The following is a 25,204-nucleotide window of genomic DNA, read 5'->3' as shown; positions in this document are numbered from 1 at the left end:
TCGGACCCAGGACCGATGCCGGCTAGTCCCAACGGGTGATCCCACACGCAGTGAAGGGACCATTCCTGACGGTGAACGTGTGGAATGGTCCCTTCCGAGCGGTGGGTCAGTGCTTGAGGCTGGCGATGTCGGTGACCTGGTCGGCGGCCGGCGCGGCGACGTCCACCTTCGCGCCCCAGTTCGTGTAGTGGATGGTCGACGTGAACAGGCTGCCCATCGACATCACGACCTGCACCGGCAGCTGGTCCTTGGTCAGCCAGATGTCGACGTCCGCGGTCTTGGGCAGCTGGGCCGCCGCGTCGGCCGGCAGCTTGTCGGCCTCGCCGGCCTTGGCCGTGTCGACCTGGAGCGCGTAGTGGGTGACCGGCTGGCCGTTGAGCGTCGTCTGCCAGCTCTTGGTGATCTTGCCGGCCTTGGACAGCTGGTCCAGCACCGACGTCGGGCTGTTCTGCTCCGCCATCTGGTCGAAGCCGCCGGCCAGCGCCTTGGACAGCGGGTCGTCCCCGCCGCCGAGCTTCAGCCACGGCGTGGTGACGCCCTCCTTGCTCAGGGCATCGGCGGGCAGGGCCATGTAGACCGCCTTGTCGACGATCCGGATCTCCATGTCGCCGGTCTTGCTGCTCATCTTCATGTCCAGCTGCGTGTTCGCGCCGTCGATCAGCGCCGCGCCGGACATCTCCATCTTCTGCTGCTGGACGTTGATCACGGCGTCCATGTCGACGCTCTTGGTCTTGTCGGCGCTGGTCTTGGCCAGCGCGGCCAGCTGCACGGCGTCGGTCACGGGCTCGGGCCCGCCGGCGCTGGCGTTCTGCGGGCCGCCGCAGGCAGCCAGCGTCACGAGCACGGCACAGCCCACAACAGTCTTGCGCATGATGGTGGGTCCCCCCTGGTTTCGGCCACGATCGGCAGCCTCACCACCAGGCTATTCAGCCCCACCACCGATTTTTTGGCGCCGCCTTCGGCGGCTCGGCTCGGCCCCCTTTGAGCCCCTGCCTCGCCCTTGCCGGGTTTTCGAGGCCCGCGTCGGCTCGGTGGGGCGCGTCGGGTGGCGGAGCTCGAAAACCCAGCAACCGTGCGAAGCAGGGGCGGGGCCTCGCGGGGTGCTGGCCCTACCCGTCAATGACCGCCGAGGTCCTTGAGGTCCGCGACCTGGTCAGCGGGCGGGGCCTGGACGTCGACCTTGCCGCCCCAGTCGGTGTAGTGGATCTTCGCGGCGTACGTGTTGCCGGCCACCGCGTTCACCTGGAGCGGCAGGTTGTCGCCGTTGAGCCACAGGTCCACGGTCATCGGCGAGACCGCGCCGGCCAGCTGCGGCGGCAGGTCGGCCTTGGCCTTGGCGGTGTCCACGTCGATCGTGTAGTGCGTCGCAGGCTGGCCGTCGAGCGTGGTCTTCTCGGTCTTGGTGATCTTGCCGCCCTGCGAGATCTGGTTCAGGAACGTGGTCGGGTCGTTCTGGGTGGCCAGCTGGTCCAGGCCGCCGTCGATGAGCTGGGAGAGCGGGTCGTCGGAGCCGCCGAGCTTGATCCACGGCTTGTCGGTGCCCAGCCGGGACTGCGCGCCGGCCGGCGGCTTGAGGTAGACGACCTTGTCCAGCAGGCGCATCTCCAGGGCGCCGGCGGTGGTGCCGAGCTGCATCTCCATCTGCGAGCTGTCGCCGCCGAACGCGCCCTGGCCGGTCATGGTGACGTGCTGGCCGGACGTGTCCACGGTGGCGTCGATCTTCACGGTCCGGCTCTTGGACGTGCTGGTCTTGGCCAGCGCGACGAGCTGCACGGCGTCGGTCTCGGTGCTGGCGGCCGGCTGACCGCCGGGGGCCGGGGCCGGCGAGCCGGTCGTCTGGGCGCTGCACGCGCCCAACGTCATCAACAACAGGGCCGCACCCGCTACGGACTTGCGCACTTGCTCATCCCCTCATCGGAACAGTCGGTCGAGCACGGTCGCCACGCCGTCCTCTGCGATGCTGCCGGTCACCTCGTCGGCGGCCGCCCGCACGTCGTCGGCGGCATTGCCCATGGCCACACCCAGCGCCGCCCAGCGGAGCATCGCGATGTCGTTGTGCCCGTCGCCGAACGCCACGGTGGCGTCCGCTGGCACTCCCAGCTCCAGCCGGAGCTGCTCCAGCGCACTCGCCTTGGAGATGCCCTCGGCGACGACGGTCAGCCACGCGTCACTGTGATGGTCGTACGTCCACGTGACGCCGGCAATGGGTGAGACGTCCATCAGCGCCTCGAGTTGCGCCTTGGTGACGCCGTTCCAGTAGGCGATCATGCGCGTGGTCGGGGTCGCGGCCAGCTCCACGTCGTCGACCTGCCGCCGGGTGCCGGAGCCGTCGCCGGGATAGCCGGTGCTGACCCGGTTGCCGACGCCGGGCTCCTCCAGCGAGAAGGTCACGCCGGGCAGCAGCGCCCGCAGCTGGGTGATCACCGGCGCCGGCTCGAAGGTGGCCAGCGGGATCACCTCGCCGCTGGCCAGGTTGAGCCGCACCGCCCCGTTCGAGCAGAGCGCGGTGCCGGTGGTGAAGCCGAGCTCGGTGATGACGGTGCGGACGCCAAGCACGGTCCGTCCGGTCGACAGCACGACGTGCGCGCCGGCGGCCTGTGCGCGGGCGATGGCGTCGCGCACGGCCGGCGAGATCGTGCCGGTCGAGTCCAGGATCGTGCCGTCCACGTCGAGGGCGATCAGGGCAGGGCGCACAACACGGAGCGTAACTACCTCCCCGGGGTGAATTCGGTGTGACTGCAATCACCGAAACGGAAACGGATCGTTTCGCAAGTTGCGCGTCGGCAACGAGGCCGGCGCCTGCGGAAGCGGAGGGCGTCCGTGGGAACAATCGCACGCGCCGTGACGGGGCTAGCCCTGATCACGGCCACGATGCTCGTCAGCACCTCAACCGCGTCGGCGAGCGAGTCAGCCGCCGGCCCGGCCCAGCCCAACATCGCCTCGGCGGCGGTCTACGCGTTAGGCCACCCGACCGCCTCGCCACCCGGGTCGAACGACTTCACCTGCAAGCCGACCGCCGCGCACCCGCGCCCGGTCGTGCTGTCCAACGGAACCGGTGCGAACGCCTACGACGACTGGGCGGGGCTGTCCTGGATCCTCAAGCGGGACGGCTACTGCGTGTTCGCGCCCAATCTGGGCGGCCCCGAGGGCGGCATGTTCCAGGCCCTGGGGGACATTCCCACCACGGCCGGCCAGTTCGGCCAGTACATCGACAAGGTGCTCGCCGCCACCGGCGCGTCGAAGGTGGACATCGTCGGGCACTCCCAGGGCGGCATGATGCCGCGCTACTACCTCAAGTTCCTCGGCGGCGCGAACAAGGTCGGCACTCTGGTCGGCCTCGCCCCGTCCAATCACGGCACCGATCTCGACGGCCTGGTCGAGGCGGTGCGGTCGCTGCCCGGTGGCAACGACTTCGTCGGGGCGCTGTGCGCGTCCTGCGTCCAGCAGGAAGTCGGCTCCGCCTTCCTGACCAACCTCAACAACGGCGGCGACACCGTGTCCGGCGTCAACTACACCGTCGTCGCCACCCGCACCGACGAGGTGGTCACGCCCTACACCTCGGCCTACCTGTCCGGCCCGCAGGTCACCAATCTGCGGCTGCAGGACTACTGCCTGATCGACGGCACCGAGCACATCAACATCACGTACGACCACATCGCGATCCAGCTCGTGCGCAACGCCCTTGACCCGGCGTACGCCTGGACGCCGAACTGTCTGACGTAACGGGGATCCCTACCCTGGTCCGGCCCGGGCTCACACGTCGCCGGGTCGGACCAGCCCCGTCTCGTAGGCCAGCACCACCGCCTGCACGCGGTCCCGCAGCTCCAGCTTGGCGAGGATGCGGCCGACGTGCGTCTTCACGGTCGCCTCGGACAGGAACAGCTTCTGCGCCAGCTCCGTGTTGGACAGGCCCTTGGCGATCAGCACCAGCACCTCGCGTTCACGCTCGGTGAGCACGTCCAGGACCGACGCGTCGCGCAGCTCGCCGCCACCGGCCGGGCCGAGGAAGCGGTCCAGCAGGCGCTTGGTGACGCTGGGCGAGACCACCGCGTCGCCGCTGGCCACCGCCCGCAGCGCCGACACCAGGTCGGCCGGCGGGGTGTCCTTGAGCAGAAAGCCGCTGGCGCCGTTGCGCAGCGCCGACAGCGCGTACTCGTCCATGTCGAACGTGGTCATCACGAGCACCTTGGCGGTGCCGGCCTCGGTGATCTGCTTGGTCGCCTCCACGCCGTCCAGCCGCGGCATGCGCACGTCCATCAGCACCACGTCGGGCCGCAGCTCCTCGGCCAGCCGCACCGCGTCCACGCCGTCCGCGGCCTCGCCGATCACCTCCAGGTCCTCCTGCGCGTTGAGCACCATGCGGAAGCCCATCCGCATCAGTTCCTGGTCGTCCACCAGCAGAACTCGGATCACGGGCATCAGACTAGGGGTCCCTGCGCGGCGCCGACCGGCAGCACGGCGTGGACGCGCCAGCCGCCGCCCGGCCGCGGCCCGGCCTCCAGGCTGCCGCCGAGCACTCCGGCCCGCTCCCGCATGCCGATCAGCCCGTTGCCGCCGGACATGCCGGCCAGCTCGCGCGGCGTGCCGAAGCCGTTGTCGTCCACCACCACGTCGATCCGGTCCTCGGCCCTGGTCACGAACACGTCCGCGGACGCGCTGCCGCCGGCGTGCTTGAGCGAGTTGGTCAGCGCCTCCTGCACGATGCGGTACACCGAAAGCCCGACGCCAGCGGGCAGGTCGCCCAGGTCGCCGCGCAGCGTCAGGCTCACCGGCAGGCCGGCGGTGCGGACCTGCTCGGCCAGCTGCGGCAGCGAGCTGGTGTCCGGCTGCGGCAGCCGGTCGGTCTCGCTGTCGGACTCGTTGCGCATCAGGCCGAGCAGCCGGCGCAGCTCGCCCAGCGCCTGCCGTCCGGTGTCGGAGATCGTGGACAGCGCCAGCTGCGCCATCTGCGGATCCGATTGCAGCGCGTAGGCGGCGCCGTCGGCCTGCACCACCATCACGCTCACCGCGTGCGCGACGACGTCGTGCAGCTCGCGGGCGATCCGGGTGCGTTCGTCGGCGACGGCGATCCTGGCCTGCTGGTCGCGCTCGACCTCCAGCAGCTTCAGCCGTTCCAGCAACTCGGCGTTGAGCGCGCGGCGGGCGCCGACGAACTCGCCGACCGCCCAGCAGAAGCCGAAGATGCAGACGACCATGAAGAAGCTGATGGCCACCTCGGGCGGGTCCTGGATCCGCCAGACCTCCCACAGCACGGTGCCGAGCAGAAGCCAGGCCGCGTAGATCAGGCCCTGCCGGCGGCCCACGTAGGCGACCATCGTGTACAGCGCGATGCCGAGCGCGAAGTCGGCCGGCCGCACCGGCACGCCTTCCATGATCCCGTACTCGCCGTGCGTCACGTTGTGGGTGACCAGCTGCACGAACGCCGCGACCAGGATGATGTTGCTGGTCAGCTTGGGCCGGGCCCGCCGGAAGATCAGCGGTCCCCACAGGAACAGGCCCACCAGCAGGTACACACCGCGCGGCGTGCCGCCCAGGTTCGCGACGGTGCTCAGCAGGTCGGGAATGCCGATCAGCCCGGCGATCAGGGTGTCCCCGACCACCGGGTGAGCACGCATCCACAGGCTCAGCCGTCGCACGGGCCCAGCCTATGTTCGGTGCCCCGGCCGCAGCGTCGCCCTGGGGTACCACAGACAGCTACTACCCCAGAATGAGTGATCCACATCGCCGGCATGGCACCATCTGCCTGGTGACCTCCTCCCTGGCCGGGCCGCTGTCGGCCGCGGTGGCGCGGTTGGCGCACACGCTGCGGCCGCAGGTCGGCCCGGCCACCGCCGCGGGCTTCGACGAGGTGGTCCGGCGGCTGTCGGCGCCGCTCCAGGTGGCCGTCGCCGGGCGGCTCAAGTCCGGCAAGTCCACGCTGGTCAACGCCCTGATCGGGCGGCGTGTCGCGCCGGTGGGCATCGGCGAGACCACCCGGCTGGTGACCCGGTTCCAGTACGGCGCGGTGGACCGAATCGAGGTCGTCGGCGTGGACGGCTCGCGGCGGGTGCTGCCCTTCGACCCGGACGGCATGATCCCCGCGGAGCTGGACGCGGACGTCCGGACGGTGTCGCACCTGGAGGCGTACCTCACCAACGAGGTGCTGCGGGAACTCACCGTGATCGACACGCCGGGGCTCGGGTCGCTGGACTCGGAATCGGTGGCGCGGACCGAGAAGCTGCTGGACCAGGTGTCGCGGGACGCGGTCGCCGGCGCGGAGGCGGTGCTCTACGTCTTCACGCAGACCGTCCGCGCCGACGACCAGGAGACGCTGCGGGCGTTCACTGCGGCCACCGCCGGCCGCGACGCCGGCCCGGTCAACGCCATCGCCGTACTGAACAAGGCCGACACGATCCCGCCGGAATCCGTCACGGGCTCGGACGGCGACGTGTGGCAGGCGGCCGCGCTCCTCGCCGGCCGGCAGGCCGCGACGTTGAAACCGCGGGTGGCCGATGTGCTGCCGGTGATCGGGCTGCTGGCCGAGTCCGCCGAGTCGGGGGCGTTCACCTCGGCCGACGCCGATGCCCTGCGCGAGCTGGCCGAGGTCGACGAGGACAGCTGGCAGACGATGTTGATGTCGGCGGACCTGTTCACCACCTGGGAGTGCCCGGTGCCGGCGACGACCCGCGCCCGGCTGCTGACCAAGCTCGACCTGTACGGCGTCGGCCACGCGGTGCGGGCCATCCGCGCCGAGCCGGAGATCACGGCCGGGGCGTTGCGGCGTGTCCTGCTCGACGCCTCCGGGCTCGCCGACGTCCGCGCGAAGCTGGACGCCGTGTTCCGGGCCCGCGCCGACGGGATCAAGGCGGCGGCCGCGCTCGCCTCGGTGACGGCGCTGGCCGCGGCCGATCCGGGCGAGCGGCGGCGGGTGCACGACGCCATCGAGCAGCTGCTCGGCCGTCCCGAGGCTCACCAGCTCCGACTCCTCGAAGCGCTGACGTTGATCACCGCGAATGCCGTGTCGATGCCCGACGACCTGGCCGAGGAGGTCCTGCGGGTCGGCGGCTCCGCCAGCATTCCCGAGCAGCTGGGCCTGGTCGGCCGGCCGCCGCACGAGCTCGTCGCCTATGCCCTGGAGCGGGCCGGCTGGTGGCGCTCGTTCGCCTCGTTCGGGGCCACTCCGGCGCAAAGCCGGGTCGCGCACGTGGTGCACCGGGCATATTTCCTCATCTGGCAGCAACTGAGGGGGGCCAGTGGAGGCTGAGCAGGCACTCGCCGAGCGCCGGGCACTGATCGGGATGTGCCTGTACGCGCTGGACCGGGCCCGCAGCGCCGGCGTGGTGGCGCGGCTGGAGCAGGGGCTCGCCGAGGTCGGTGTGCGGGCGGTCCGGCCCGACGGCGAGCGGTTCGACCCGGCCGTGCACGAGGCCGGCGGCACCGCGCCGACCGACGACCCGGCGCTGGTGGGGCTGATCGCCGAGACCGAGGTGCCCGGCTTCACCGACCGCGGCCAGTCGCTGCGGGCGCCGATCGTGATCGTCTACGTAGGACAGTCATGACGCCGACCCCGCAACTGCCGCAGCTGGTCAAACAGGCCCGCGAGCGCCTGGCGACGCTGCTCCGCGACCACGACGGCCGGGCCGCCGACCAGATCGAGCGACTGCTCGCCCGGCGGGACGCCACGCCGTCGGTGGTGGTCGTCGGCGAGACCAACCGCGGCAAGAGCTCCCTGGTCAACGCCCTGATCGCAACGCCGGGGCTGTCGCCCGTGGACGCCGACGTGGCCACCGCGAGCTACCTCGTGCTGCGGCACGGCGAGACGTGGGCGGCGCGCGCCTGCTATGCCGAGCCGATCGACATCCCCGTCGAGGAGCTCGGCCGCTGGATCACCGGCGGCGAGCAGCAGCCGCCCCGGCACATCGAGGTCGAGGCCCCGATCCCGTTGCTGGCGCGTCTGTCCGTTGTGGACACTCCTGGCGTCGGCGGGCTCAACTCCATGCACGGCGAGCTGGCCGCCGAGGCCGCCGCGACGGCCACCGCCCTGCTGTTCGTGGTGGACGCCTCCGCGCCGTTCACCAAGGGGGAGCTGGATTTCCTCGCCGGTGTCGGCGAACGCGTCGAGACGGTGGTGTTCGCGCTGACCAAGGTGGACCAGTTCCGGGGCTGGCGCGAGATCCTGGACGCGGACCGTCGGCTGCTGGCCGAGCACGCGCCGCGCTTCGCCGCCGCGAAGTTCCATCCGGTGTCGGCGCGGATGTTCGAGATGGCCGCGAAGGCCCCGAATCCCGCTGCCGCGGCGATGCTGCGCGAGAAGTCCGGCGTCGGCGATCTTCAGGTGGCCGTGCAGGAGCTGGTCGTCGGACGGTCGCTGATGTTGGCCGAGGCCAACGCCCTGCGGACGTTGACCACCGCCATCGGCGAGGTCGTCGCCCGGCTCGAATCGTCGGCGCGGGCGCTGGAGACCGGCCACGACGAGGCCGATGCGCTGCGGGCCCGCCGCGACAAGCTGGCCGCCGAGCGCAAGTCGTCGACCCGGAGCTGGCAGGTCAAGCTGCGCACCGAGATCCAGCGGGCGCGGCTGGAGTCGCTGCACGAGGTCAGCCGGCAGGTCCGGGACGCGCAGGCCTGGTTCCGGCAGACGATCGACAGCGCCGACAAGGAGGCTCTCGCGGCGCTGCCGCAGCAGGTGGACGCCGCGTTGCAGGTGATCTCCGCCCGTATCAACGCCGTGCTCGCCGACCGGCTCGGTCGCGCCGCCGACGCCGCCCTCGCCGAGCTGTTCTCGGTACCGGAGATGGCCGTGATCCGGGCCCAGTTCGCGCGCGGCGGGCAGCCGCCCGTCGTGCTGAGGGCCCCCGAGAAGCGGACGGCGACCGCCGAGGACCGGCTGCTGGTGTTCATGGGCGTCTCCGGTGGACTCGGCGCCGGCCGCATCGCCGCACTGCCGCTGGCCGGCATCGGCGTCGCCGCCCTGAACCCGATCGTGCTTCCCGTGACGATCGTGCTCGGCCTCGGCGCCGGCTACTGGATGGCCCGCACCCGCAAGCACCTTGCCGACAAGCAGCACATGCGCCAGTGGCTCTCCGATGCCCTCGCCGACGCCCGCTCCACCCTCGACCAGCTCGTGTCCGAGCAGCTCATCGACGCCGAGGGTCAGCTGTCGCTCGCGCTGGACGAGGCGCTGACCGGCCGTATCGAGGCGATCGAGGAGGAGCTCCGCGAGGTCGACAAGGCGCTGCGCCTCGACGCCGCCGAACGGACCCGGCAGCAGCAGGCCGTCGCCGGGCAGCTCGCCGACGTCACCGCCGCTCGGGACCGTGGCGAGGCGCTGCTGACCACCCTGCGGCAGCTGCGGGACCGCGGCTGACTGGTTGTGGGAACCGATCCGCCCTACCGTGAGTCCAACCAGCAAGAACCGGTGAAGACGGGGGTAGCGCGGTGTACATCGACAACGGTGCGGCCGACGGTCACGAGCTGAAGATCGAGGTCGACGGGCACGAGTACACCGCCGCGGAGACCGAGAGTTACCACCACGACGGCACCCTCGACACCGCCGAGGTGGACGGCGACGACGGCGGGCACGTCGCCTACACCGACACCGACCACGACGGCACCGCCGACCTGGCCACCAGGTACGACGCCGACGGCCACCAGATCGGGCAGTCGCACTACGACGCGGCCAGCGGGAAGTGGACCCAGGGCGGCGGCAACGGGTCGATCACCGTTGACACCCCGCACGGTGAGCAGAACGTCGGGCCGGCCACCGCCGACACCACCAACAGCGGGCACAACGACACCGCGGTCGTCACCGACGCCGACGGCAACACGTGGCTGTACACGGACGCCGACGGCGACGGCAAGGCCGACTACTCGATGGAGATCGACGCCAAGGGGCAGGTCACCATCTCCGAGCACACCGGCGAGCACCAGTGGACCGAGATCGAGCGCGGCCATATCGACGCGGGCGGGGTGTACCAGCGGGACGGCCAGGGCTTCGCGGAGTTCGGCGCGGACGACCAGTCGTGGGGCGGCGAGCAGCAGGGCGGCCAGCAGGCGGTCCGCACGGACTCGGCGACCGGCGAGTGGACCTGATCGAGAGCGATCAGCTGGAGCCGATCGGGCGCGCCGACCGGCACTGGCCGGCGTTAGTTTCGGCGGTTGGTGAGCGGTCCTGATCGAGGCGAGTGGGCGGCGCGATCGGGCACGGCGGCGGGCGATGGTCCGCGCCAGTTTCGGCGGTTGGTGAGCGGTCCTGATCGAGGCGAGTGGGCGGCGCGATCGGGCACGGCGGCGGGCGATGGTCCGCGCCAGTTTCGGCGGTTGGTGAGCGGTCCTGATCGAGGCGAGTGGGCGGCGCGATCGGGCACGGCGGCGGGCGATGGTCCGCGCCAGTTTCGGCGGTTGGTGAGCGGTCCTGATCGAGGCGAGTGGGCGGCGCGATCGGACATGGCGGCGGGCGATGGTCCGCGCCAGTTTCGGCGGTTGGTGAGCGGTCCTGATCGAGGCGAGTGGGCGGCGCGATCGGACATGGCGGCGGGCGATGGTCCGCGCCAGTTTCGGCGGCCGGCGAGCGGGTCTGATCGACGGGGCGATCGGCCGCGGCCATCAAGTCGGCGGCTGGCGAGTCGGCTGATGGAGTGCGGGCGATCGGCGGCGGCCGTCGAGTCGGTCCACGGGCGGTCCGAGCGAGGGCGATTCGCGGGTTATTGTCCGGATCGGCTCCGCAGCCGGTGACCTCGTCCGGCCCGACCCTACCCGCCGGTAGGGGCGGTCGTCCGGCTCCGCCGCAACAGCTCGTGGGCTGCGTCTCCCGTAAGCCCGGACACAGCCTCGATACCGTCTGGTGTCGGGGATGTCTCATTTTGGGCTACCATTTCGCCGGCCCGATCCACGTGGTCCGTTATGGTCTGAACCAATAGGTATTCAGAAACGATTCCGGAGTGACCGCCGTTACACACTGGAAGCGCTCTCATCGATCCCTTTTTGTGCCTCGAGCCTGCTCAAAAAGAGTGCTGAATCGATTCCTTGATCGCTTATGTGAGGTGGCTGACAGGTGAACGGTCGGCCACCGCTGTGTAACCCGGATACAGTTGGGCATCCCCTAAACCTCACACCCGGACGCCGCCGGGTGTGTTCCGCATTTCCATGAGGACGCCGTCGTCTGCACATCCGGGACAGCGGCGTCCCTTGTGCTTTCGTCCGGCAGACCCCAGGGCAGGAGACGAGATGACCGCACTGACCATCCCCGGTCTCGACCAGGCACCGACCACCAACGCACGGCTCCTGACCTGGGTGCAGGAAGTGGCGGAGCTGACCACTCCGGACCGGGTGGTCTGGGTGGACGGCTCCGAGGAGGAGTCGGCGCGGATCAACGCGGCGCTGGTCGAGGCGGGCACCTTCGTCCCGCTCAAGAAGAAGCCCAACTCCTACTGGGCGGCGTCGGACCCCAACGACGTGGCCCGCGTCGAGGAGCGCACCTTCATCTGTTCCGTCGACCCGGCCGACTCGGGCCCGACGAACAACTGGATGGAGCCGGCCGAGATGAAGGCCATCATGCTCGACCTCTACCGGGGCTGCATGCGTGGTCGCACGATGTACGTGATTCCGTTCTGCATGGGGCCGCTGTCGGCCGACAAACCCATGCTGGGCGTGGAGATCACCGATTCCGAATACGTCGTCGCCTCGATGCGCATCATGACCCGTATGGGCGAGAAGGCGTTGGCCCGCTTCACCGACGACGCCGAGTTCGTGCAGGCCCTGCATTCCGTGGGCGCGCCGCTCGAGCCGGGCCAGGCCGACGTGCCGTGGCCGTGCAACGACACGAAGTACATCACCCACTTCCCCGAGGAGCGGACGATCTGGTCGTTCGGCTCGGGCTACGGTGGCAACGCGCTGCTGGGCAAGAAGTGCTACTCGCTGCGGATCGCCTCGGTGATGGCCCGCGACGAGGGCTGGCTCGCCGAGCACATGCTGATCCTCAAGCTGATCTCGCCGGAGAACAAGGTCCACTACATCGCGGCCGCCTTCCCGTCGGCCTGCGGCAAGACCAACCTGGCGATGCTGGAGCCGACCATCCCCGGCTGGCGGGTGGAGACGCTCGGCGACGACATCGCGTGGATGCGGTTCGGCGAGGACGGCCGGCTGTACGCGGTGAACCCGGAGTACGGCTTCTTCGGCGTCGCGCCGGGCACCGACTACCACACCAACCCCAACGCCATGCGGACCATCGAGCGCGGCAACTCGGTGTTCACCAACGTGGCGCTGACCGACGACGGCGACATCTGGTGGGAGGGCATGGGCGAGAAGCCCGCGCACCTCACCTCGTGGAAGAAGCAGGACTGGACGCCGGAGTCGACGGAGCTCTCCTCGCACCCGAACTCCCGCTACTGCACGCCGATGCAGCAGTGCCCGATCCTGGCGCCGGAGTGGGACGACCCCAAGGGCGTGCCGATCTCGGCGATCTTCTTCGGCGGCCGCCGCGCCACCACGGTGCCGCTGATCACCGAGTCCCGCGACTGGCAGCACGGCGTGTTCATGGGCGCGACGCTGTCCAGCGAGACCACCGCCGCGGCCGTCGGCCAGGTCGGCGTGGTGCGCCGCGACCCGATGGCCATGCTGCCGTTCATCGGCTATCACGCCGGCGACTACTTCAACCACTGGATCCAGCTGGGCAAGAACGCCAACGCGGAGAAGCTGCCCAAGATCTTCTACGTGAACTGGTTCCGCCGCGGCGACGACAAGCGCTTCCTCTGGCCGGGATTCGGCGAGAACAGCCGCGTGCTGAAGTGGGCCATCGAGCGCATCGAGGGCAAGGCCGCCGCCGAGGAGACGCCGATCGGCCACGTGCCGACGCCGGCCGACCTCGACCTGTCCGGCCTGGACGCGCCGGCCGAGGACATCGCCGCCGCGCTGGACTTCGACGCCGAGGAGTGGCGGGCGGAGCTGCCGCTGATCGAGCAGTGGTTCACCAAGATCGGCGACAAGCTGCCGACCTCGCTGCGTGACGAGTTCGAGGCCCTGAAGCAGCGCCTGGGCTGATCCCGGGAAGACTTCGGCCGGTGAGGGTCCCAATGATGCGACCCTCACCGGCCGTTCCGTGCTTTTGCCGCGCGTTCCGCGCGGGGCGAGGCCGCTCCTAAGCCGGCGCCCGGCCCTTGCCGCATTTCGAGGGCCGCGTGGGCTCGGTGGTGGGCGCGTCGGCCGGCGGCCCTCGAAATGCGACAACCGGGCCAAGCACCGGTGCGGCCTCGCGTGTCCGCCGGACGAGTGAGCAACCGGCGCGGGCGCTGCGGCGTCCTCCTCTCATACGAGGAGGTGTGACGTGATTTTCGCGGCGTTGGCGATGCTGGCGCTCGCGGCGACCGCCCTGCCCATGGCGATCATCGCGTTGTCCAGATCCGCCCAGAAGACTTCCGACGGCGACGGCGTGACCGCTGTCGCCACCGTCGGCGACGACCGGTCCGAGCTCTGACGCAGTTGGTCAGCGCGGCAGGGGACCGTTCCCGATCCCCTGCAGGCGCGCGCCGACCGAGCGGGCAGCCTCGGCGTAACAGATCAGATTGGTGTACCCCTGCGCCCACGCCTGCCGGGTGTCCGGCGCGCGCCAGGTGTAGGTGACGTCCGTCCGCGACGACGTGCCCAGGTAGCTGGCCAGCTCCGACGAGCAGCGGTTGCGGGCGATCTGGTTGATCACGTCCGTCGCCGGCATGGCGTCGGTGGACCGGCCCAGCGCCTGCACCCCTGGCATCGCCTCGCCCAGATGCGGCTTGTCGCAGGGCCCGAACCGCAGGGTCTCGTCGCGCGACGGCGAGCTCACGGTGCACGTCTGGTAGCGGGCGAAACCGCCGCCGGCCAGGCCGTCACGCAGCGACCCGGTCATGGTGACGGGGTTGCCGGCCGAGTCGATCTGGGTCGCCGCGCAGACCAGCCACCGCTCGCCCTTCGTCCAGGCGTCGGCCTGCGGCCAGAACGCCCACGCCTGGATGTCGGTGGCGTCGGCGTCCTTGCTCTTGAGGTAGTCGGCGAGCGAGTCCCGGCAGGGCGGCAGCGCCGAGCGGGTCATGGTGGTGTCGTCGGGCAGAGCGTCCGGCAGCCCGTCGGGCAGGTCCCCCATCAGCGTCACCTCGCCCTGGTGCGGCGTGGTGCAGGCGACGGTCTTGTGGTCGGCGTCGATGCAGTCGCCGACGGCCGGCAGCTTGTCCCGGCTGACGCCGCCGCTGTCCACCTGCGGCATCGGCACCGGCGCCAGCCCGGCCGAGTTGCTGGGCGAGCTGGGCGTGGCCGTCAGCCTGGCGGCAGGGTCCGCGGCCGGTCTGCCGCAGGCGCTCACCAAGCCGAGCGCCAGCACGATGACCGCCAACCAGCCCCGCCGCACCATCACACTCCTCGTCCGTTCGGGTATCGGTCGCTCGACCGTACCGGCTCAACCGGGTGCCAACCTGGCAATGACCTGAGGGATGCTCCGACTCTGCCGTACGGGCCGAACCGGGCATCCCCCAGGTCGACTACCCCGGATCAGCTCAAAGCACTCGCGGCGGCCGTGACCAGTGCCACTGTCTGGTTCACGATCGCGGTGCGCCGCCCCTCGAAGGCGGCATCGGTCAGCGCGGTCGGACCAGCCGGTTCGCCCAGTACGGGGGTGTGCAGGTGGCCGCCGCGGACCGCGGTCGCGCCCAGGCCCAGCCGCACCCGGTTGGCCCGGTACATGCTCTCGTTGGACAGGTAGTCACCGCCGCCGCCCTGCGCGGCGACCTCCCCCGGCTTGGGCGCGTCGGTGCGGCACACCTGCTGGCCGGTGCCCGGGTGGGTGCTGTCCGACCAGACGCAGAACAGCAGGTCGAAGTTCACCGGGTAGCTGCCGGTCGGCGTGGCCTGCATCTGCTGGTACGGCAGCGTGGTCTCGATGAACTGGTCGGCCGGCTGCGGCCAGCCCGCGGCCGCCGGCACCGGGCCGGTCGAGCTGGCGTTGTTGTTGTCGGGGAAGCCGCCGCGCCAGTCGCCGGCCCACCGCTCGATGTCGAACTGGCCCGGCCGGCCCTGGCTGATCGTCACGACCATGTCCGGCCGGTGCGTCGCGTCCTTGATGGCGGCGCCGTAGGCCGCCTCGACGATGCCCTGGTCGAAGTAGCCCCAGACGACCGGGAAGCTGACCGCCTGCACCACCGCCGGGCCGTTCGGCGTGCTGACGGTCAGGCCGTCCAGCGCGAGGGCGGCCGCGCCGGCCGGGTTGGAGATGCGCACGCCGTCGCCGTCCAACTCGAACGGGTCGAAGCCGCTGACCATGACCTTCCTGACGCCGGCGCCGGCCGGCAGCCGGTCCGAGTCCAGGCCGCGGGAGCCGTGGTCCAGCGCGGTGAGCAGGGACGTGCGGTCGGCAGCCGACAGGGCGAACTTCGGCTGCCACTGCCTCAGGTCCTTGCTCATCTGGAGGCGGGCCCAGTACAGCGGCCGGTCGTCGTGGGTGTCGAGCGTGCCCATGCCGGGGCGGCGGCCCTGGGCGCGGTCGACGGCGGTCTGCCAGAGGTTGTCGCCTGCGGCGGTCACCAACTGGCGCGCGGCGGACGTGGACTTCGCCGCGCACAGCTGTTGGAGGTAGGCGCCGACCAGCGGGTCGAAGCCGGCCTGGGTGACCAGGGTGGGGCCGACGGCGGGGCCGCCGGCCGGCATGGTCGCGGTGAGCCGCTGCTCCTCGACGGTGATCTTGGCGTTCGGGTTGAGGCACTGGGCGGTCGGGTCGGCCTGCGCCACGGCCGGACTGAGCAGGGTCAGCGCCAGGACGGTAGGGGCCAATACGTGAAGTTTATTCGTAATCGCCACGTGAACGAGTCTCGTGCATCCGTGCGTAGAGCAATACGGCAAGTAGTCGGGTTTCTCGCGGAGGGTCACACCGATGGCACGCAGAGGCATGATCGGTGACGTGGCGATCGTCGGCGCGGCCGTGCTGATCGCCGCCGGTGTCCTGGTCGCCGTGGCCACTCCGAGCAACAAGGTGGAAGCGTTTGCGCACTCCTTGACCGGCGGCGACGACCCGCCCGCGGTGCCGCTGCCCGGCCCGCCGCCGACCTCGGCCCCGTCCTCGCCGGTGCCGGGCACCGCGGCGCAGTCGCAGATCACCGTGCAGACCGACGCCACCGGGCGCGTGGTCGGCATGCTGCCGCAGACCCCGCTGCCTTCGACCGCCGGCAGCTCCCCCGCCTCCGCCGGGCAGTCCCACCTGGCCGAGATCGCCCAGGTCTGGCGAGTGGACCCGGCCTCGCTGCGGCTGACTGACATCCGTCCGGTGCCGTTCGGCACGATCCTGCGCTACCAGCAGACGATCGGCGGCAGGCCGGTGTTCGGCGGCCAGATCGTGCAGGCCCTCGGCAAGGACGGCTCCCTGGTCAGCGCCGTCGGCAAGACCACCAGCGCCCGCTCCGGCGACTTTCCCGTCGACCCGTCGCAGACTCTGCGTGCCGCCGGTCAGAAGGCGGTCTCCGCGACCGCCGACGCCAAGAAGCTCAAGGCCACCGACCTGAGCGTGCAGTCGACCGAGCAGTACTGGTGGGACCCGACGCTCGGCGGCGTGCCCGGGACGGCCGCGGCCAAACCGGTCTACGTGGTGCACATCCGGGGCACGCGGGCCGACCAGCAGTGGTCCATGGTGGTCGGTGCCAACCGCACCGACGTGGTGCAGTCCTGGTCGGAGACCCGGGAGGCAGTCAACCGGGACGTCTGCGACGCGCGGCGGCGGTTCGTCAGCGGCAGCCTGGCCTCGGTGCGCTGCGGCGCGGCGTTCCCGCTGGTCCGCACCGAGAACGGCGGCTCGTCGGCCGGCGACGTCGGGACCGTGTTCAAGTTCTTCGGCGACGCCCAGAACTTCTACGCGCGGTTCACCGGCCTGGACCTGACCTCCCTGATCGGCGCCGACTACGGCGACGGCACCGGCAAGGCCATCCGCGGCACCGTGCGGATCTGCATGGTCGGCGAGCGCTGCCCGTTCCTCAACGCCTTCTGGGACGGCGAGCAGATGGCCTTCGGCGAGGGCGTGACCACCGAGGACATCACCGGGCACGAGCTCACCCACGGCGTCACCCAGCACACCTCCGGTCTCCAGGGCGGCCTGGCCGACGCGTTGAACGAGGGCATGTCCGACGTGTTCGGCAAGTTCATCGGCATCACCACCGGCGACCCCAACGACAGCGCCGCGAACCGCTGGCTGATCGGCGCCGGCTCGGCCATCGGCGCGATCCGGGACATGCGCAACCCGCAGCGGTTCCAGCAGCCCGACCGGGTCAACGGCCCGTTCTGGGTGAGCAGCAACCCCGACCCGCACGCCAACGACGGCGTGGTGAACAAGGCGGCCTTCCTGATCACCGACGGCGCCGGCTTCAACGGCCAGAACGTCCGGGGCCTCGGCGTGGCCAAGGCCGTGCAGGTGTGGTTCGGCGTGGAGAACCTGCTCACGCCGAGGGCGACGTTCCAGGACCTGGGCAACGCGCTGGCGGTGTCCTGTCGGGCCAACCAGGACGCCGGCGTCGCCGGCATCACCGCGGACGACTGCGCCCAGGTCGCGGCGGCCGTCACGGCCACCCAGTTGGATCAAGCACCCCGGTGACGGGAAGTGAGGGATCCCCCCAACGGGTCGCAATTGTTACAACTGATCGGGGCGATCACGATCATCTCGGCTTAACATCCGCTTCATCCGCTACGCCGGGAGGATGTCATGCCGACTGAACCGCCACCACGGCGGTGGAACCCGTGGAACCTGTTGCTGCTGGTCCCCCTGCTGATGCTGATCACGCCCTGGTTCAACTCCGACGGGCCCCGGGTGTTCGGCCTGCCGTTCTTCTACTGGTACCAGTTCCTGTTCGTGCCGGTCGGCGTGATCTGCGTCGGGATCGTCTACGCCAAGAGCCGGGGTGAGAAGCGATGACCACGTCGCAAGTCGTCGAACTCGTCGTCTTCCTGGTGCTGTTCGTGCTGGTCGCCGTCATGGGCTTCATGGCGTCGCGCTGGCAGGCCGGCAACACGCTGGACCACCTCGACGAGTGGGGCCTGGGTGGCCGCAAGTTCGGCTCCTGGGTCACCTGGTTCCTGGTCGGCGGCGACCTGTACACGGCGTACACCTTCGTCGCCGTGCCCGCGCTGATCTTCGGCGCCGGCGCGCTCGGCTTCTACGCCCTGCCCTACACCGTCGTGCTCTACCCGATCGTGTTCCTGCCGTTGCAGCGGATGTGGTCGGTGTCCCGGATGCACGGCTACGTCACCCCCGCCGACTTCGTGCGCGGCCGCTACGGCTCGTCGCTGCTGGCGCTGCTGGTCGCCATCACCGGCATCGTCGCCACCATGCCGTACATCGCGCTGCAGCTGGTCGGCCTGGAGTCGGTGCTGCGGACCATGGGCGTCAACGGCAGCGGCCTGCTCGGCCACCTGCCGCTGTTCATCGCCTTCGTCATCCTGGCGCTGTACACCTACCAGTCCGGCCTGCGGGCGCCGGCGCTGATCGCGTTCGTCAAGGACGCGCTGATCTACCTGGTGATCATCGTCGCGATCGTCTACCTGCCGTCCAAGCTCGGCGGCTGGGGCCACATCTTCGACCAGGCCGCCGCCACGCTGGCCAAGCCCAACCCGGCCACCGGCAAGCCCACCGGCTCGATCATCCTCGGCCCGACCAACCAGCTCCAGTACGCCACCCTGGCCCTGGGCTCGGCGCTGGCGCTGTTCCTGTACCCGCACTCGGTGACCGGCATCCTGGCGTCCAAGAGCCGGACCGTGATCAAGAAGAACATGGTCGCGCTGCCGGCCTACTCGCTGGTGCTGGGCCTGCTCGCGCTGCTCGGCTACGTGGCGCTGGTGTCCGGGGCCAAGCCGATCGTCAACCAGGCGACCGGCAAGCCGGACTCCAACACCATCGTGCCGGTGCTGTTCGGCCAGCAGTTCCCGGCCTGGTTCGCCGGCATCGCCTTCGCCGCCATCGGCATCGGCGCGCTGGTGCCGGCCGCGATCATGTCCATCGCCGCGGCCAACCTGTGGACCCGCAACATCTACAAGGAGTACTTCAAGCGGGACGCCACCCCCAAGCAGGAGGCCACCCAGGCCAAGCTCGCCTCGCTGGTGGTGAAGTTCGGCGCGGTCGCCTTCGTGCTGTTCGTGGACCCGCAGTTCTCCATCGACCTCCAGCTCATCGGCGGCGTGATCATCCTCCAGACGCTGCCCTCGGTGGCCATCGCCCTGTACACCCGCTGGCTGCACCGGTGGGGCCTGGTCGCCGGCTGGATCGTCGGCATGGGCTGGGGCCTGTACCTGCTCTACACCATCCCCAACGCGGCCAACGGGCACGCCCACTTCGGCGGCTCGGCGCTGGCCACCGGCAATCTGTCGCTGTTCGGCTGGCACCCGTTCGCCGGCTCGGCGGTGCAGATCTACGTCGGCGCGGTGGCGCTGATCGCCAACCTGGTCGTGGCCGTCATCGTCACGGTGATCGCCCGCCAGGCCAAGTGGTTCAACGGCCTCGACGCCACCAACCACGAGGACTACGACGCCGACGAGGGTCACCCGAAGCTGAAGGAGATCGCGGTCCACTGAGTTTTTGCCGCGCGTTCCGCGCGACTCCTGTGTTGCCGGTGATCATCAAAGCAGCGCCAGCGCGGCGGCTCCGACCAGTCCAGAGTCGTCGCGCTCTGCTTTGACCACCTTGAGGCCCCTGAGGAAGGACAGGCCGGCGTGCACGTCCAGCGTCCGCCGGATCGGGTCGAACAGCAGGTCGCCGGTGCGCGAGATGCCGCCGCCGATCACCGCCAGGTCCAGGTCGCAGATGGCCCCGGCCGCGGCGATGGCCAGCCCGACGGCCTTGCCGCCGCGTTCGAACGCCGCCGCCGCAACGGCATCTCCCGCCCGGGCGGAGCGCTCCAGCTCGATGGCGTCGGAACCGGACCAGCCCTGTTCACGGGCCCACCGCACCATGTTCGGCCCGCCGGCGACGGTCTCCACGCAGCCCCGACCGCCGCAGGTGCACGGCCATCCGTCCGGCTCGGCGACCACGTGCCCGATGTGCCCGGCATTGCCGGTGCGCCCGCCGAACGGCTTGCCGTCCAGCACGAGGCCGCCGCCGACGCCGGTGGACACCACCATGCCGATCATGAATCGGCTGCCGCGCCCGGCCCCGAGCCAGTGCTCGCCCAGAGCGATGCACAGGCCGTCGCCGGCGAGCGAGACCGGCACCCCGGGCAGCAGCGCCTGCACCCGTGAGCGCAGCGGGAACGCCTGCCAGCCGTTGATGTTGATCGGGCTGACGGTGCCGGCGTCGGTGTCGACGGGGCCGGCGGAGCCGATGCCGACGGCGCTCGGCGCCGCCCCGTCCAGCACCTCGGCGACCAGGTCGGCGACGGCCTGCCAGGCCAGCTCGGCGTCGTGCGCGGGAGTCGGCCGCGCGGCGCGGCGCAGCACCGAGCCCTGCGCGTCGACCAGTCCGGCGGCGATCTTGGTGCCGCCCACGTCGAGCGCCAGCACGTGGTCGGTCACCCGGATTCCTCCCTACGCCTTGACTGCTCCCGCCATGCTAAAGCCGCCCCCGAGCCACCGGGACACCAGCAGATACAGCGCCAGCACGGGCGTCGTGTAGAGGATCGAATAGGCCGCGAGCTGCCCGTACGCGACGAGCCCGTTCTGCCCGAAGAACGAGAAGATGCCCACCGAGGCCGGCATCTTGTCCGGGTCCAGCAACAGCACGAACGGCACGAAGAAATTGCCCCAGGCCGAGATGAACGTGAAGATCCCGACTACCGCCACGCCCGGCGCCATCAGCGGCAGCACGATCGAGCGCAGCGCCTGCATCGACGACGCGCCGTCCACCCAGGCCGCCTCCTCCAGGCTGACCGGGATGCCGTCCATGAAGTTCTTGCACATCCAGATGGCCATCGGAAGTGCCGTGGCGGCAAGGAAAACAGTGGTGCCCCACAGCGAGTCGACCAGTTCCAGCCGCACGAACAGGCCGTACACCGGCACCATGATCGCGGTCACCGGCAGGCCGGTGGTGAACAGGATCGTGTACAGGAACGGCCGGCGGAAGCGGAGTTGGTAGCGGGACAGCGGATACGCCGCCAGCACCGCCACGATCACCGCGATGATCGCGGTGCCGGCGCTGATGAACAGGCCGTTGACCAGCGGCCGGCCGCCGACCTGCCAGTTCAGGATCTGCCCGAAGTTGCCCAGGGTGAAGTCGCCGGGCACCTTCGCGGCCAGGCCGCCGCGCGCGTCGAACGAGGCCGTCACCAGCCACAGCAGCGGGGCCACGAACAGCAGGGCGACGGCGAGCAGCACCAGGTTGACCACCAGGCGGGGGCCGCGCATTCAGACCTCCGCCCTCAGGCTGCGGATGTACACCAGCGAGAACACCGCGCCCAGCACCAGCAGCACCAGGGCGATCGCGGTGCCGTAGCCGATCTGCCCGAACTTGAACGCCTGCTCGTACATGAGCAGCGGCAGCGTGCGGGTCCTGTTGTCCGGGCCGCCCGCGGTCAGCACGTAGATCAGCCCGAACACGCCCAGCGTCTGGAGGGTGATCAGCATCAGGTTGGTGACCACGGTCCGGCGGATCACCGGCAGCACCACGTGCCAGAACCGCCCCACCGGACCGGCCCCGTCGACCTCGGCCGCCTCGACGAGGTCGCTGGGCACCTCGCTCAGCGCCGCCTGGTAGACGAGCATGGAGAACGCCGTGCCGCGCCAGACGTTGGCCAGCACCACGGCCAGCATCGGCGCGGTGTAGAGCCAGTTCTGGCCCAGTCCGAACCAGCCGAGCACCTCGTTCAGCGTGCCCCCTGCGTTGAGGAAGGCGTAGATGGCAAACGCCGCAACGACTTCCGGCAGCACCCAGGCCGCCACCACCACCGTGCCGACGACGCCCCGCAGCAGCTTTCCCCGGTGTTGCAGGAAAACCGCCAGCAGGATGCCGAGCCCGTTCTGCCCGAGCACCGCCGACAGCAGCACGAACACCACCGTCAGCCACAGCGACGACGCCACGTCCGAACTCGTGAACGCGGTGGTGAAGTTGTCCAGGCCGACGAACTTCGGCCGCCGGGCGGCGATCCCGCTCAGCGCCGAGTTGGTGAAGGCCGCGTAGAAGCACCACATGATCGGGCCGGCGACGAACAGTCCCAACAGGACGATCGACGGGGCGAGCGGCGGCAGCCACACCCCGAACCGCGGGGCGCGCCTCAACCGGCCGTCACCTTGTCGGAGCCGACCGCCTTGGCCACGTCCTGCGCCCACTTCTGCGCCGCCTGCGCCGGATCGCCGCCGTTGACCACGGAGTCACCGGCCACGTCCATCGCGTTGGACACCTGCGGGTACTCCGACAACGTGGGCCGGTAGCGGGTGAACGACACCAGGCTGCTCCAGAAGGGCTCGGTCGGGTCCTTCTGGGCCAGCCGCGGATCGGCCTTCACGTCCTCCCGCACCGGCAGCCACGAGCAGGCCACGTCGATCGACGCCGAGTTCTCCTTGTTCATCGCGGTCTCGATGAACTTCACGGACGCGTCCGCGTTGCCGGTGGACGCGCCGACCGCCAGCGTCCAGCCGCCGGACAGCGTGACCTTGCCCGGGGCCTGGCCGTGCTGGGTGGGGAAGGTGGTGGTGCCCAGGGTCTTGGACCAGTTCGGGAACGGCGCGACGCCGCCGTCCTCCCAGTACCGGGCGTACCAGCCGCCGTCCATCATGAAGCCGAGCTTGCCCTGGGACATCAGCAGCGGCATCTGGGTCTGCGCCCACTGCGTGTCCTCGGCCTGCGCCGGCGTCTGCGCCAGGTTCTCCTTCATGACGGTGTCGACGAAGCCCAGCGCGTCCTGGAAACCCTTGCTGGGCGCGACCCACTTGCCGGCCTTCTCGTCGTACAGGTTCTTGGTGTCGGTGCCGTAGAGCAGCATCTCCAGCGACTGCATGGACATCGCCTCGGCGGCGGGCTTGCCCAGCGGCATGTACATCGGCTCCACGCCCGGCTGCGTCTGCTTGATCCTGCGCGCCGCGTCGAGCACGTCGTTCCACGTCTTGGGCTGCCAGTCGGTGGGCAGGCCGGCCTTGGCGAAGATGTCCTTGTTGAACCACAGGCCGCGCGAGTCGGTGCCCATCGGCACGGCGTAGGTCTTGCCATCGGTCGCCTTGCCGGCCTGCTTGGTGGTGGGGATGAACTGGCTGTTCCAGTCCGACCACTTGGCCAGGTAGTCGTCGATCGGCAGCAGGTAGCCGGCGGCGGCGTCCGCGTTGACGTTGAAGCTGTCCTCGAACAGCACGTCCGGCGCGGTCGACGGGGACCGCTGCATCAGCTGCACCTTGGCCAGGTAGTCGCTGTCCAGGCTGGACACCGGCGTCAGCTGGGCGGTGACGCCGGGATTGGCCGCCTCGAACTCCTTCTTCACCGCCTTCATGAAGGTGTCCATCTGCGGGAAGTCGCTGTAGTTGCGGTAGACGATCTTGATCGTCTTGGCGTCGCCCGCCGAATCCCCGCCGCACCCGGCCAGCGGCAGGGTCAGCGCGGCGACGGCCAATCCCGCGGCGATGGTGCGTGCCCGCATGGGCGCCTCCCCTTGGTCGACTGCGACGTGGACCACAGGGGGCGACCGTAAATCCGGTGATCGAACAAAGTCAACGCACCGCAGTCAGTTAGGCGCTGTTCGTGACAAGAACGGACAATCTCACGGATTGTCACCGGTGGGGTTGAGCACGCGGGCCAGGAACGTGCGGGTCCGCTCCTGTGTCGGCGCGCCGATGACCTGCGCCGGCGGGCCCTGCTCGACGACCACGCCGCCGTCCATGAACAGCACCGTGTCCGCGACCTCGCGGGCGAACTGCATCTCGTGGGTCACCACGAGCATGGTCATGCCCTCGTCGGCCAGCGCCCGCATGACACCCAGCACGTCCCCGACCAGCTCCGGGTCCAGCGCCGAGGTCGGCTCGTCGAACAGCATCACCTGCGGGTCCATCGACAGCGCGCGGGCGATCGCGGCCCGCTGCTGCTGGCCGCCCGACAGCTGCGAGGGCATCGACCGCTCGCGCCCGGCCAGCCCGACCTTCTCCAGGTTCTGCTTGGCGATCCGCTCGGCCTCGTCCCGGCTGCGGCCCAACACCTTGCGCTGCGCGATGGTGAGGTTGTCCAGCACGGTGAGGTGGTTGAACAGGTTGAAGCTCTGGAACACCATGCCAAGCCGGCGGCGGGCCTTGTCGATGTCCACGTCCGGGTCGGTGAGCTCGGTGCCGTCCACCACGACCTTGCCGGAATCGGGCTGCTCCAACAGGTTCACGCAGCGCAGCAGCGTGGACTTGCCCGAGCCGGACGGCCCGATGATGCACACCACGTCCCCGCGCTCGACCGTCAGATCGATGCCGCGCAGGACCTCCAGCGACCCGAAAGCCTTGTGCAGCCCGGAGATCTCGATGACGCTCACGACAGGACCTCCAGCCCGCGCTTCGACTCCCCGCTCGTGCGCCGCTCCAGGTAGCGGCTCAGGTACGACAGCGGAATCGTGATGATCAGGTAGCACAGGCCGGCCGCGACCAGCGGCGTCATCGACTGCACGGTGTTCATCGCGTCCCGGCCGTACTTGGTCAGCTCGTACTCCGAGCCGGTCAGGCCGAGCAGGTACACCAGCGAGGAGTCCTTGGCCAGCAGGATCAACTCGTTGGTCAGCGGCGGCAGCACGATCCGGAACGCCTGCGGGATCACGATCGACACCATCGCCCGGAACTGCGACATGCCCAGCGACCGGGCCGCCTCCAGCTGCCCCTTGGGCACCGCCTGGATGCCGGCGCGGATCGTCTCGGCCATGTACGCCGCGCCGACCAGCCCCAGCGCCGCGACCACCGTGGACAGCGTGGTGAACCGCACGTGGAACGCGATCGGCACGCCGAAGCCGAAGGCCAGGAACACCAGCAGCGCCGGCACGCCGCGGAAGAACTCGATGTAGACGGTGGCGAGCCAGCGGTAGGGCGGCACCGACGACAGCCGCATCAGCGCCAGCACCAGCCCGAGGAGCAGGCCGAAAACGAAGCCCAACACCGTGTACTTGACGGTGTTGACCAGCGCGATCGTCAGCACGTCCGGGAACAGCTGCTTGGCCGCGTTCAGGTCGAAGAAGCCGCGCTGGATGTCGCCCCAGTTGGCCGCGAACACCAGCACCAGGACGGCGGCCACGAGCACGCCGTACTGCGTGCCGCGGACCGCCGTCCGGCGCTGCCGACGGGTCAGCGCCACCAC

Annotated in this window: 22 protein-coding genes and 1 pseudogene; 10 read left to right on the top strand and 13 right to left on the bottom strand. The window is 70.3% G+C overall.

Annotated features, from left to right (window positions below; genetic code table 11):
* Positions 1-106 precede the first annotated feature (106 nt).
* The 3 genes from BCF44_RS12190 to BCF44_RS12180 form a co-directional block, all read right to left on the bottom strand.
* A complete protein-coding gene (locus tag BCF44_RS12190) occupies positions 107-871 on the bottom strand; it encodes an SCO4651 family lipoprotein (protein ID WP_147328470.1) in 765 nt (254 codons plus the stop codon).
* A 245-nt stretch (positions 872-1,116) separates the two neighbouring features.
* The gene (locus BCF44_RS12185; protein ID WP_116174364.1) at positions 1,117-1,899 is read right to left on the bottom strand and encodes an SCO4651 family lipoprotein; all 783 of its coding nucleotides are present in this window, start codon (positions 1,897-1,899) and stop codon (positions 1,117-1,119) included.
* 12 nt (positions 1,900-1,911) lie between these two features.
* On the bottom strand, positions 1,912-2,694 hold the full coding sequence (locus tag BCF44_RS12180; protein ID WP_116174363.1) for an HAD family hydrolase: 783 nt from the start codon (positions 2,692-2,694) through the stop codon (positions 1,912-1,914).
* A 126-nt stretch (positions 2,695-2,820) separates the two neighbouring features.
* Here BCF44_RS12180 and BCF44_RS12175 point away from each other — a divergent pair, with 126 nt between their 5' ends.
* Entirely contained in the window at positions 2,821-3,723 is a 903-nt protein-coding gene (locus BCF44_RS12175; RefSeq protein ID WP_246014979.1) for an alpha/beta fold hydrolase, read from the top strand.
* A gap of 30 nt (positions 3,724-3,753) precedes the next feature.
* On the opposite strand, the gene BCF44_RS12170 is transcribed toward BCF44_RS12175, so the two are convergent.
* Complete coding sequence (locus tag BCF44_RS12170; RefSeq protein ID WP_116174877.1) at positions 3,754-4,413, bottom strand: response regulator; 660 nt, start codon at positions 4,411-4,413, stop codon at positions 3,754-3,756.
* Between the two features lie 5 nt (positions 4,414-4,418).
* Entirely contained in the window at positions 4,419-5,615 is a 1,197-nt protein-coding gene (locus BCF44_RS12165; RefSeq protein ID WP_211353025.1) for a sensor histidine kinase, read from the bottom strand.
* A gap of 92 nt (positions 5,616-5,707) precedes the next feature.
* Between BCF44_RS12165 and BCF44_RS12160 the strand changes: the two genes are divergently transcribed.
* The 6 genes and pseudogenes from BCF44_RS12160 to BCF44_RS55430 all read left to right on the top strand — a co-directional run bounded on the left by BCF44_RS12160 (position 5,708) and on the right by BCF44_RS55430 (position 13,450).
* The gene (locus BCF44_RS12160; protein WP_116174361.1) at positions 5,708-7,243 is read left to right on the top strand and encodes a dynamin family protein; all 1,536 of its coding nucleotides are present in this window, start codon (positions 5,708-5,710) and stop codon (positions 7,241-7,243) included.
* Positions 7,227-7,538: pseudogene (gene grpE / locus BCF44_RS12155) on the top strand (nucleotide exchange factor GrpE); the annotation flags it as partial. The gene BCF44_RS12160 and the pseudogene grpE, both read left to right, overlap by 17 nt.
* Complete coding sequence (locus tag BCF44_RS12150; RefSeq protein ID WP_116174360.1) at positions 7,535-9,346, top strand: dynamin family protein; 1,812 nt, start codon at positions 7,535-7,537, stop codon at positions 9,344-9,346. The pseudogene grpE and the gene BCF44_RS12150, both read left to right, overlap by 4 nt.
* Positions 9,347-9,417: 71 nt before the next feature.
* Positions 9,418-10,071: a hypothetical protein gene (locus BCF44_RS12145; protein WP_116174359.1), complete on the top strand. Its 654-nt coding sequence runs from the start codon at positions 9,418-9,420 to the stop codon at positions 10,069-10,071.
* 1,134 nt (positions 10,072-11,205) lie between these two features.
* Positions 11,206-13,017 carry a phosphoenolpyruvate carboxykinase (GTP) gene (locus tag BCF44_RS12140; protein WP_116174358.1) on the top strand — a complete coding sequence of 604 codons (1,812 nt, stop codon included), beginning with the start codon at positions 11,206-11,208 and terminating at the stop codon, positions 13,015-13,017.
* A 283-nt stretch (positions 13,018-13,300) separates the two neighbouring features.
* Positions 13,301-13,450, top strand: a complete 150-nt coding sequence (locus tag BCF44_RS55430; protein WP_170217512.1) for a hypothetical protein — start codon at positions 13,301-13,303, stop codon at positions 13,448-13,450.
* Positions 13,451-13,459: 9 nt separating this feature from the next.
* Here BCF44_RS55430 and BCF44_RS12135 read toward each other — a convergent pair whose 3' ends face one another.
* Together BCF44_RS12135 and BCF44_RS12130 are read right to left on the bottom strand one after the other, a co-directional pair.
* A complete protein-coding gene (locus BCF44_RS12135; RefSeq protein WP_116174357.1) occupies positions 13,460-14,356 on the bottom strand; it encodes a septum formation family protein in 897 nt (298 codons plus the stop codon).
* Between the two features lie 137 nt (positions 14,357-14,493).
* On the bottom strand, positions 14,494-15,768 hold the full coding sequence (locus BCF44_RS12130) for a hypothetical protein (protein WP_116174356.1): 1,275 nt from the start codon (positions 15,766-15,768) through the stop codon (positions 14,494-14,496).
* A 100-nt stretch (positions 15,769-15,868) separates the two neighbouring features.
* Between BCF44_RS12130 and BCF44_RS12125 the strand changes: the two genes are divergently transcribed.
* The 3 genes from BCF44_RS12125 to mctP all read left to right on the top strand — a co-directional run bounded on the left by BCF44_RS12125 (position 15,869) and on the right by mctP (position 19,542).
* Entirely contained in the window at positions 15,869-17,572 is a 1,704-nt protein-coding gene (locus BCF44_RS12125; RefSeq protein WP_116174355.1) for a M4 family metallopeptidase, read from the top strand.
* A gap of 108 nt (positions 17,573-17,680) precedes the next feature.
* Positions 17,681-17,890, top strand: a complete 210-nt coding sequence (locus tag BCF44_RS12120; RefSeq protein WP_116174354.1) for a DUF3311 domain-containing protein — start codon at positions 17,681-17,683, stop codon at positions 17,888-17,890.
* The gene (mctP, locus tag BCF44_RS12115) at positions 17,887-19,542 is read left to right on the top strand and encodes a monocarboxylate uptake permease MctP (protein WP_116174353.1); all 1,656 of its coding nucleotides are present in this window, start codon (positions 17,887-17,889) and stop codon (positions 19,540-19,542) included. The genes BCF44_RS12120 and mctP overlap by 4 nt, the downstream gene beginning before the upstream one ends.
* Positions 19,543-19,587: 45 nt before the next feature.
* Here mctP and BCF44_RS12110 read toward each other — a convergent pair whose 3' ends face one another.
* From BCF44_RS12110 to BCF44_RS12085, 6 genes are all read right to left on the bottom strand, one after another.
* Entirely contained in the window at positions 19,588-20,478 is an 891-nt protein-coding gene (locus BCF44_RS12110; RefSeq protein WP_116174352.1) for an ROK family protein, read from the bottom strand.
* Between the two features lie 12 nt (positions 20,479-20,490).
* Positions 20,491-21,306 carry a carbohydrate ABC transporter permease gene (locus BCF44_RS12105; RefSeq protein WP_116174351.1) on the bottom strand — a complete coding sequence of 272 codons (816 nt, stop codon included), beginning with the start codon at positions 21,304-21,306 and terminating at the stop codon, positions 20,491-20,493.
* On the bottom strand, positions 21,307-22,176 hold the full coding sequence (locus BCF44_RS12100) for a carbohydrate ABC transporter permease (protein WP_246014977.1): 870 nt from the start codon (positions 22,174-22,176) through the stop codon (positions 21,307-21,309). It abuts the gene before it with no gap.
* Positions 22,173-23,525: an extracellular solute-binding protein gene (locus tag BCF44_RS12095; protein WP_116174350.1), complete on the bottom strand. Its 1,353-nt coding sequence runs from the start codon at positions 23,523-23,525 to the stop codon at positions 22,173-22,175. The genes BCF44_RS12100 and BCF44_RS12095 overlap by 4 nt, the downstream gene beginning before the upstream one ends.
* A 120-nt stretch (positions 23,526-23,645) precedes the next feature.
* Complete coding sequence (locus BCF44_RS12090) at positions 23,646-24,395, bottom strand: amino acid ABC transporter ATP-binding protein (protein ID WP_116174349.1); 750 nt, start codon at positions 24,393-24,395, stop codon at positions 23,646-23,648.
* Positions 24,392-25,201, bottom strand: a complete 810-nt coding sequence (locus BCF44_RS12085) for an amino acid ABC transporter permease (RefSeq protein ID WP_116174874.1) — start codon at positions 25,199-25,201, stop codon at positions 24,392-24,394. The genes BCF44_RS12090 and BCF44_RS12085 overlap by 4 nt, the downstream gene beginning before the upstream one ends.
* Between the last annotated feature and the right edge of the window lie 3 nt (positions 25,202-25,204).

The organism is Kutzneria buriramensis, assembly GCF_003387475.1.
GTDB classification, from domain to species: Bacteria; Actinomycetota; Actinomycetes; order Mycobacteriales; family Pseudonocardiaceae; genus Kutzneria; species Kutzneria buriramensis.
The sequence above is the reverse complement of the archived record's forward strand: the minus strand, read 5'-3'. Positions and strand labels throughout refer to the sequence as shown.

What these genes read in the sequence shown, in the direction of transcription:
- BCF44_RS12190 (WP_147328470.1), bottom strand. Translation starts at nt 871, where the DNA reads ATGCGCAAGACTGTTGTGGGCTGTGCCGTGCTCGTGACGCTGGCTGCC.
- BCF44_RS12165 (WP_211353025.1), bottom strand. Translation starts at nt 5,615, where the DNA reads ATGCGTGCTCACCCGGTGGTCGGGGACACCCTGATCGCCGGGCTGATC.
- BCF44_RS12160 (WP_116174361.1), top strand. Translation starts at nt 5,708, where the DNA reads ATGAGTGATCCACATCGCCGGCATGGCACCATCTGCCTGGTGACCTCC.
- BCF44_RS12150 (WP_116174360.1), top strand. Translation starts at nt 7,535, where the DNA reads ATGACGCCGACCCCGCAACTGCCGCAGCTGGTCAAACAGGCCCGCGAG.
- BCF44_RS12140 (WP_116174358.1), top strand. Translation starts at nt 11,206, where the DNA reads ATGACCGCACTGACCATCCCCGGTCTCGACCAGGCACCGACCACCAAC.
- BCF44_RS12135 (WP_116174357.1), bottom strand. Translation starts at nt 14,356, where the DNA reads ATGGTGCGGCGGGGCTGGTTGGCGGTCATCGTGCTGGCGCTCGGCTTG.
- BCF44_RS12125 (WP_116174355.1), top strand. Translation starts at nt 15,869, where the DNA reads ATGGCACGCAGAGGCATGATCGGTGACGTGGCGATCGTCGGCGCGGCC.
- BCF44_RS12120 (WP_116174354.1), top strand. Translation starts at nt 17,681, where the DNA reads ATGCCGACTGAACCGCCACCACGGCGGTGGAACCCGTGGAACCTGTTG.
- mctP (WP_116174353.1), top strand. Translation starts at nt 17,887, where the DNA reads ATGACCACGTCGCAAGTCGTCGAACTCGTCGTCTTCCTGGTGCTGTTC.
- BCF44_RS12105 (WP_116174351.1), bottom strand. Translation starts at nt 21,306, where the DNA reads ATGCGCGGCCCCCGCCTGGTGGTCAACCTGGTGCTGCTCGCCGTCGCC.
- BCF44_RS12095 (WP_116174350.1), bottom strand. Translation starts at nt 23,525, where the DNA reads ATGCGGGCACGCACCATCGCCGCGGGATTGGCCGTCGCCGCGCTGACC.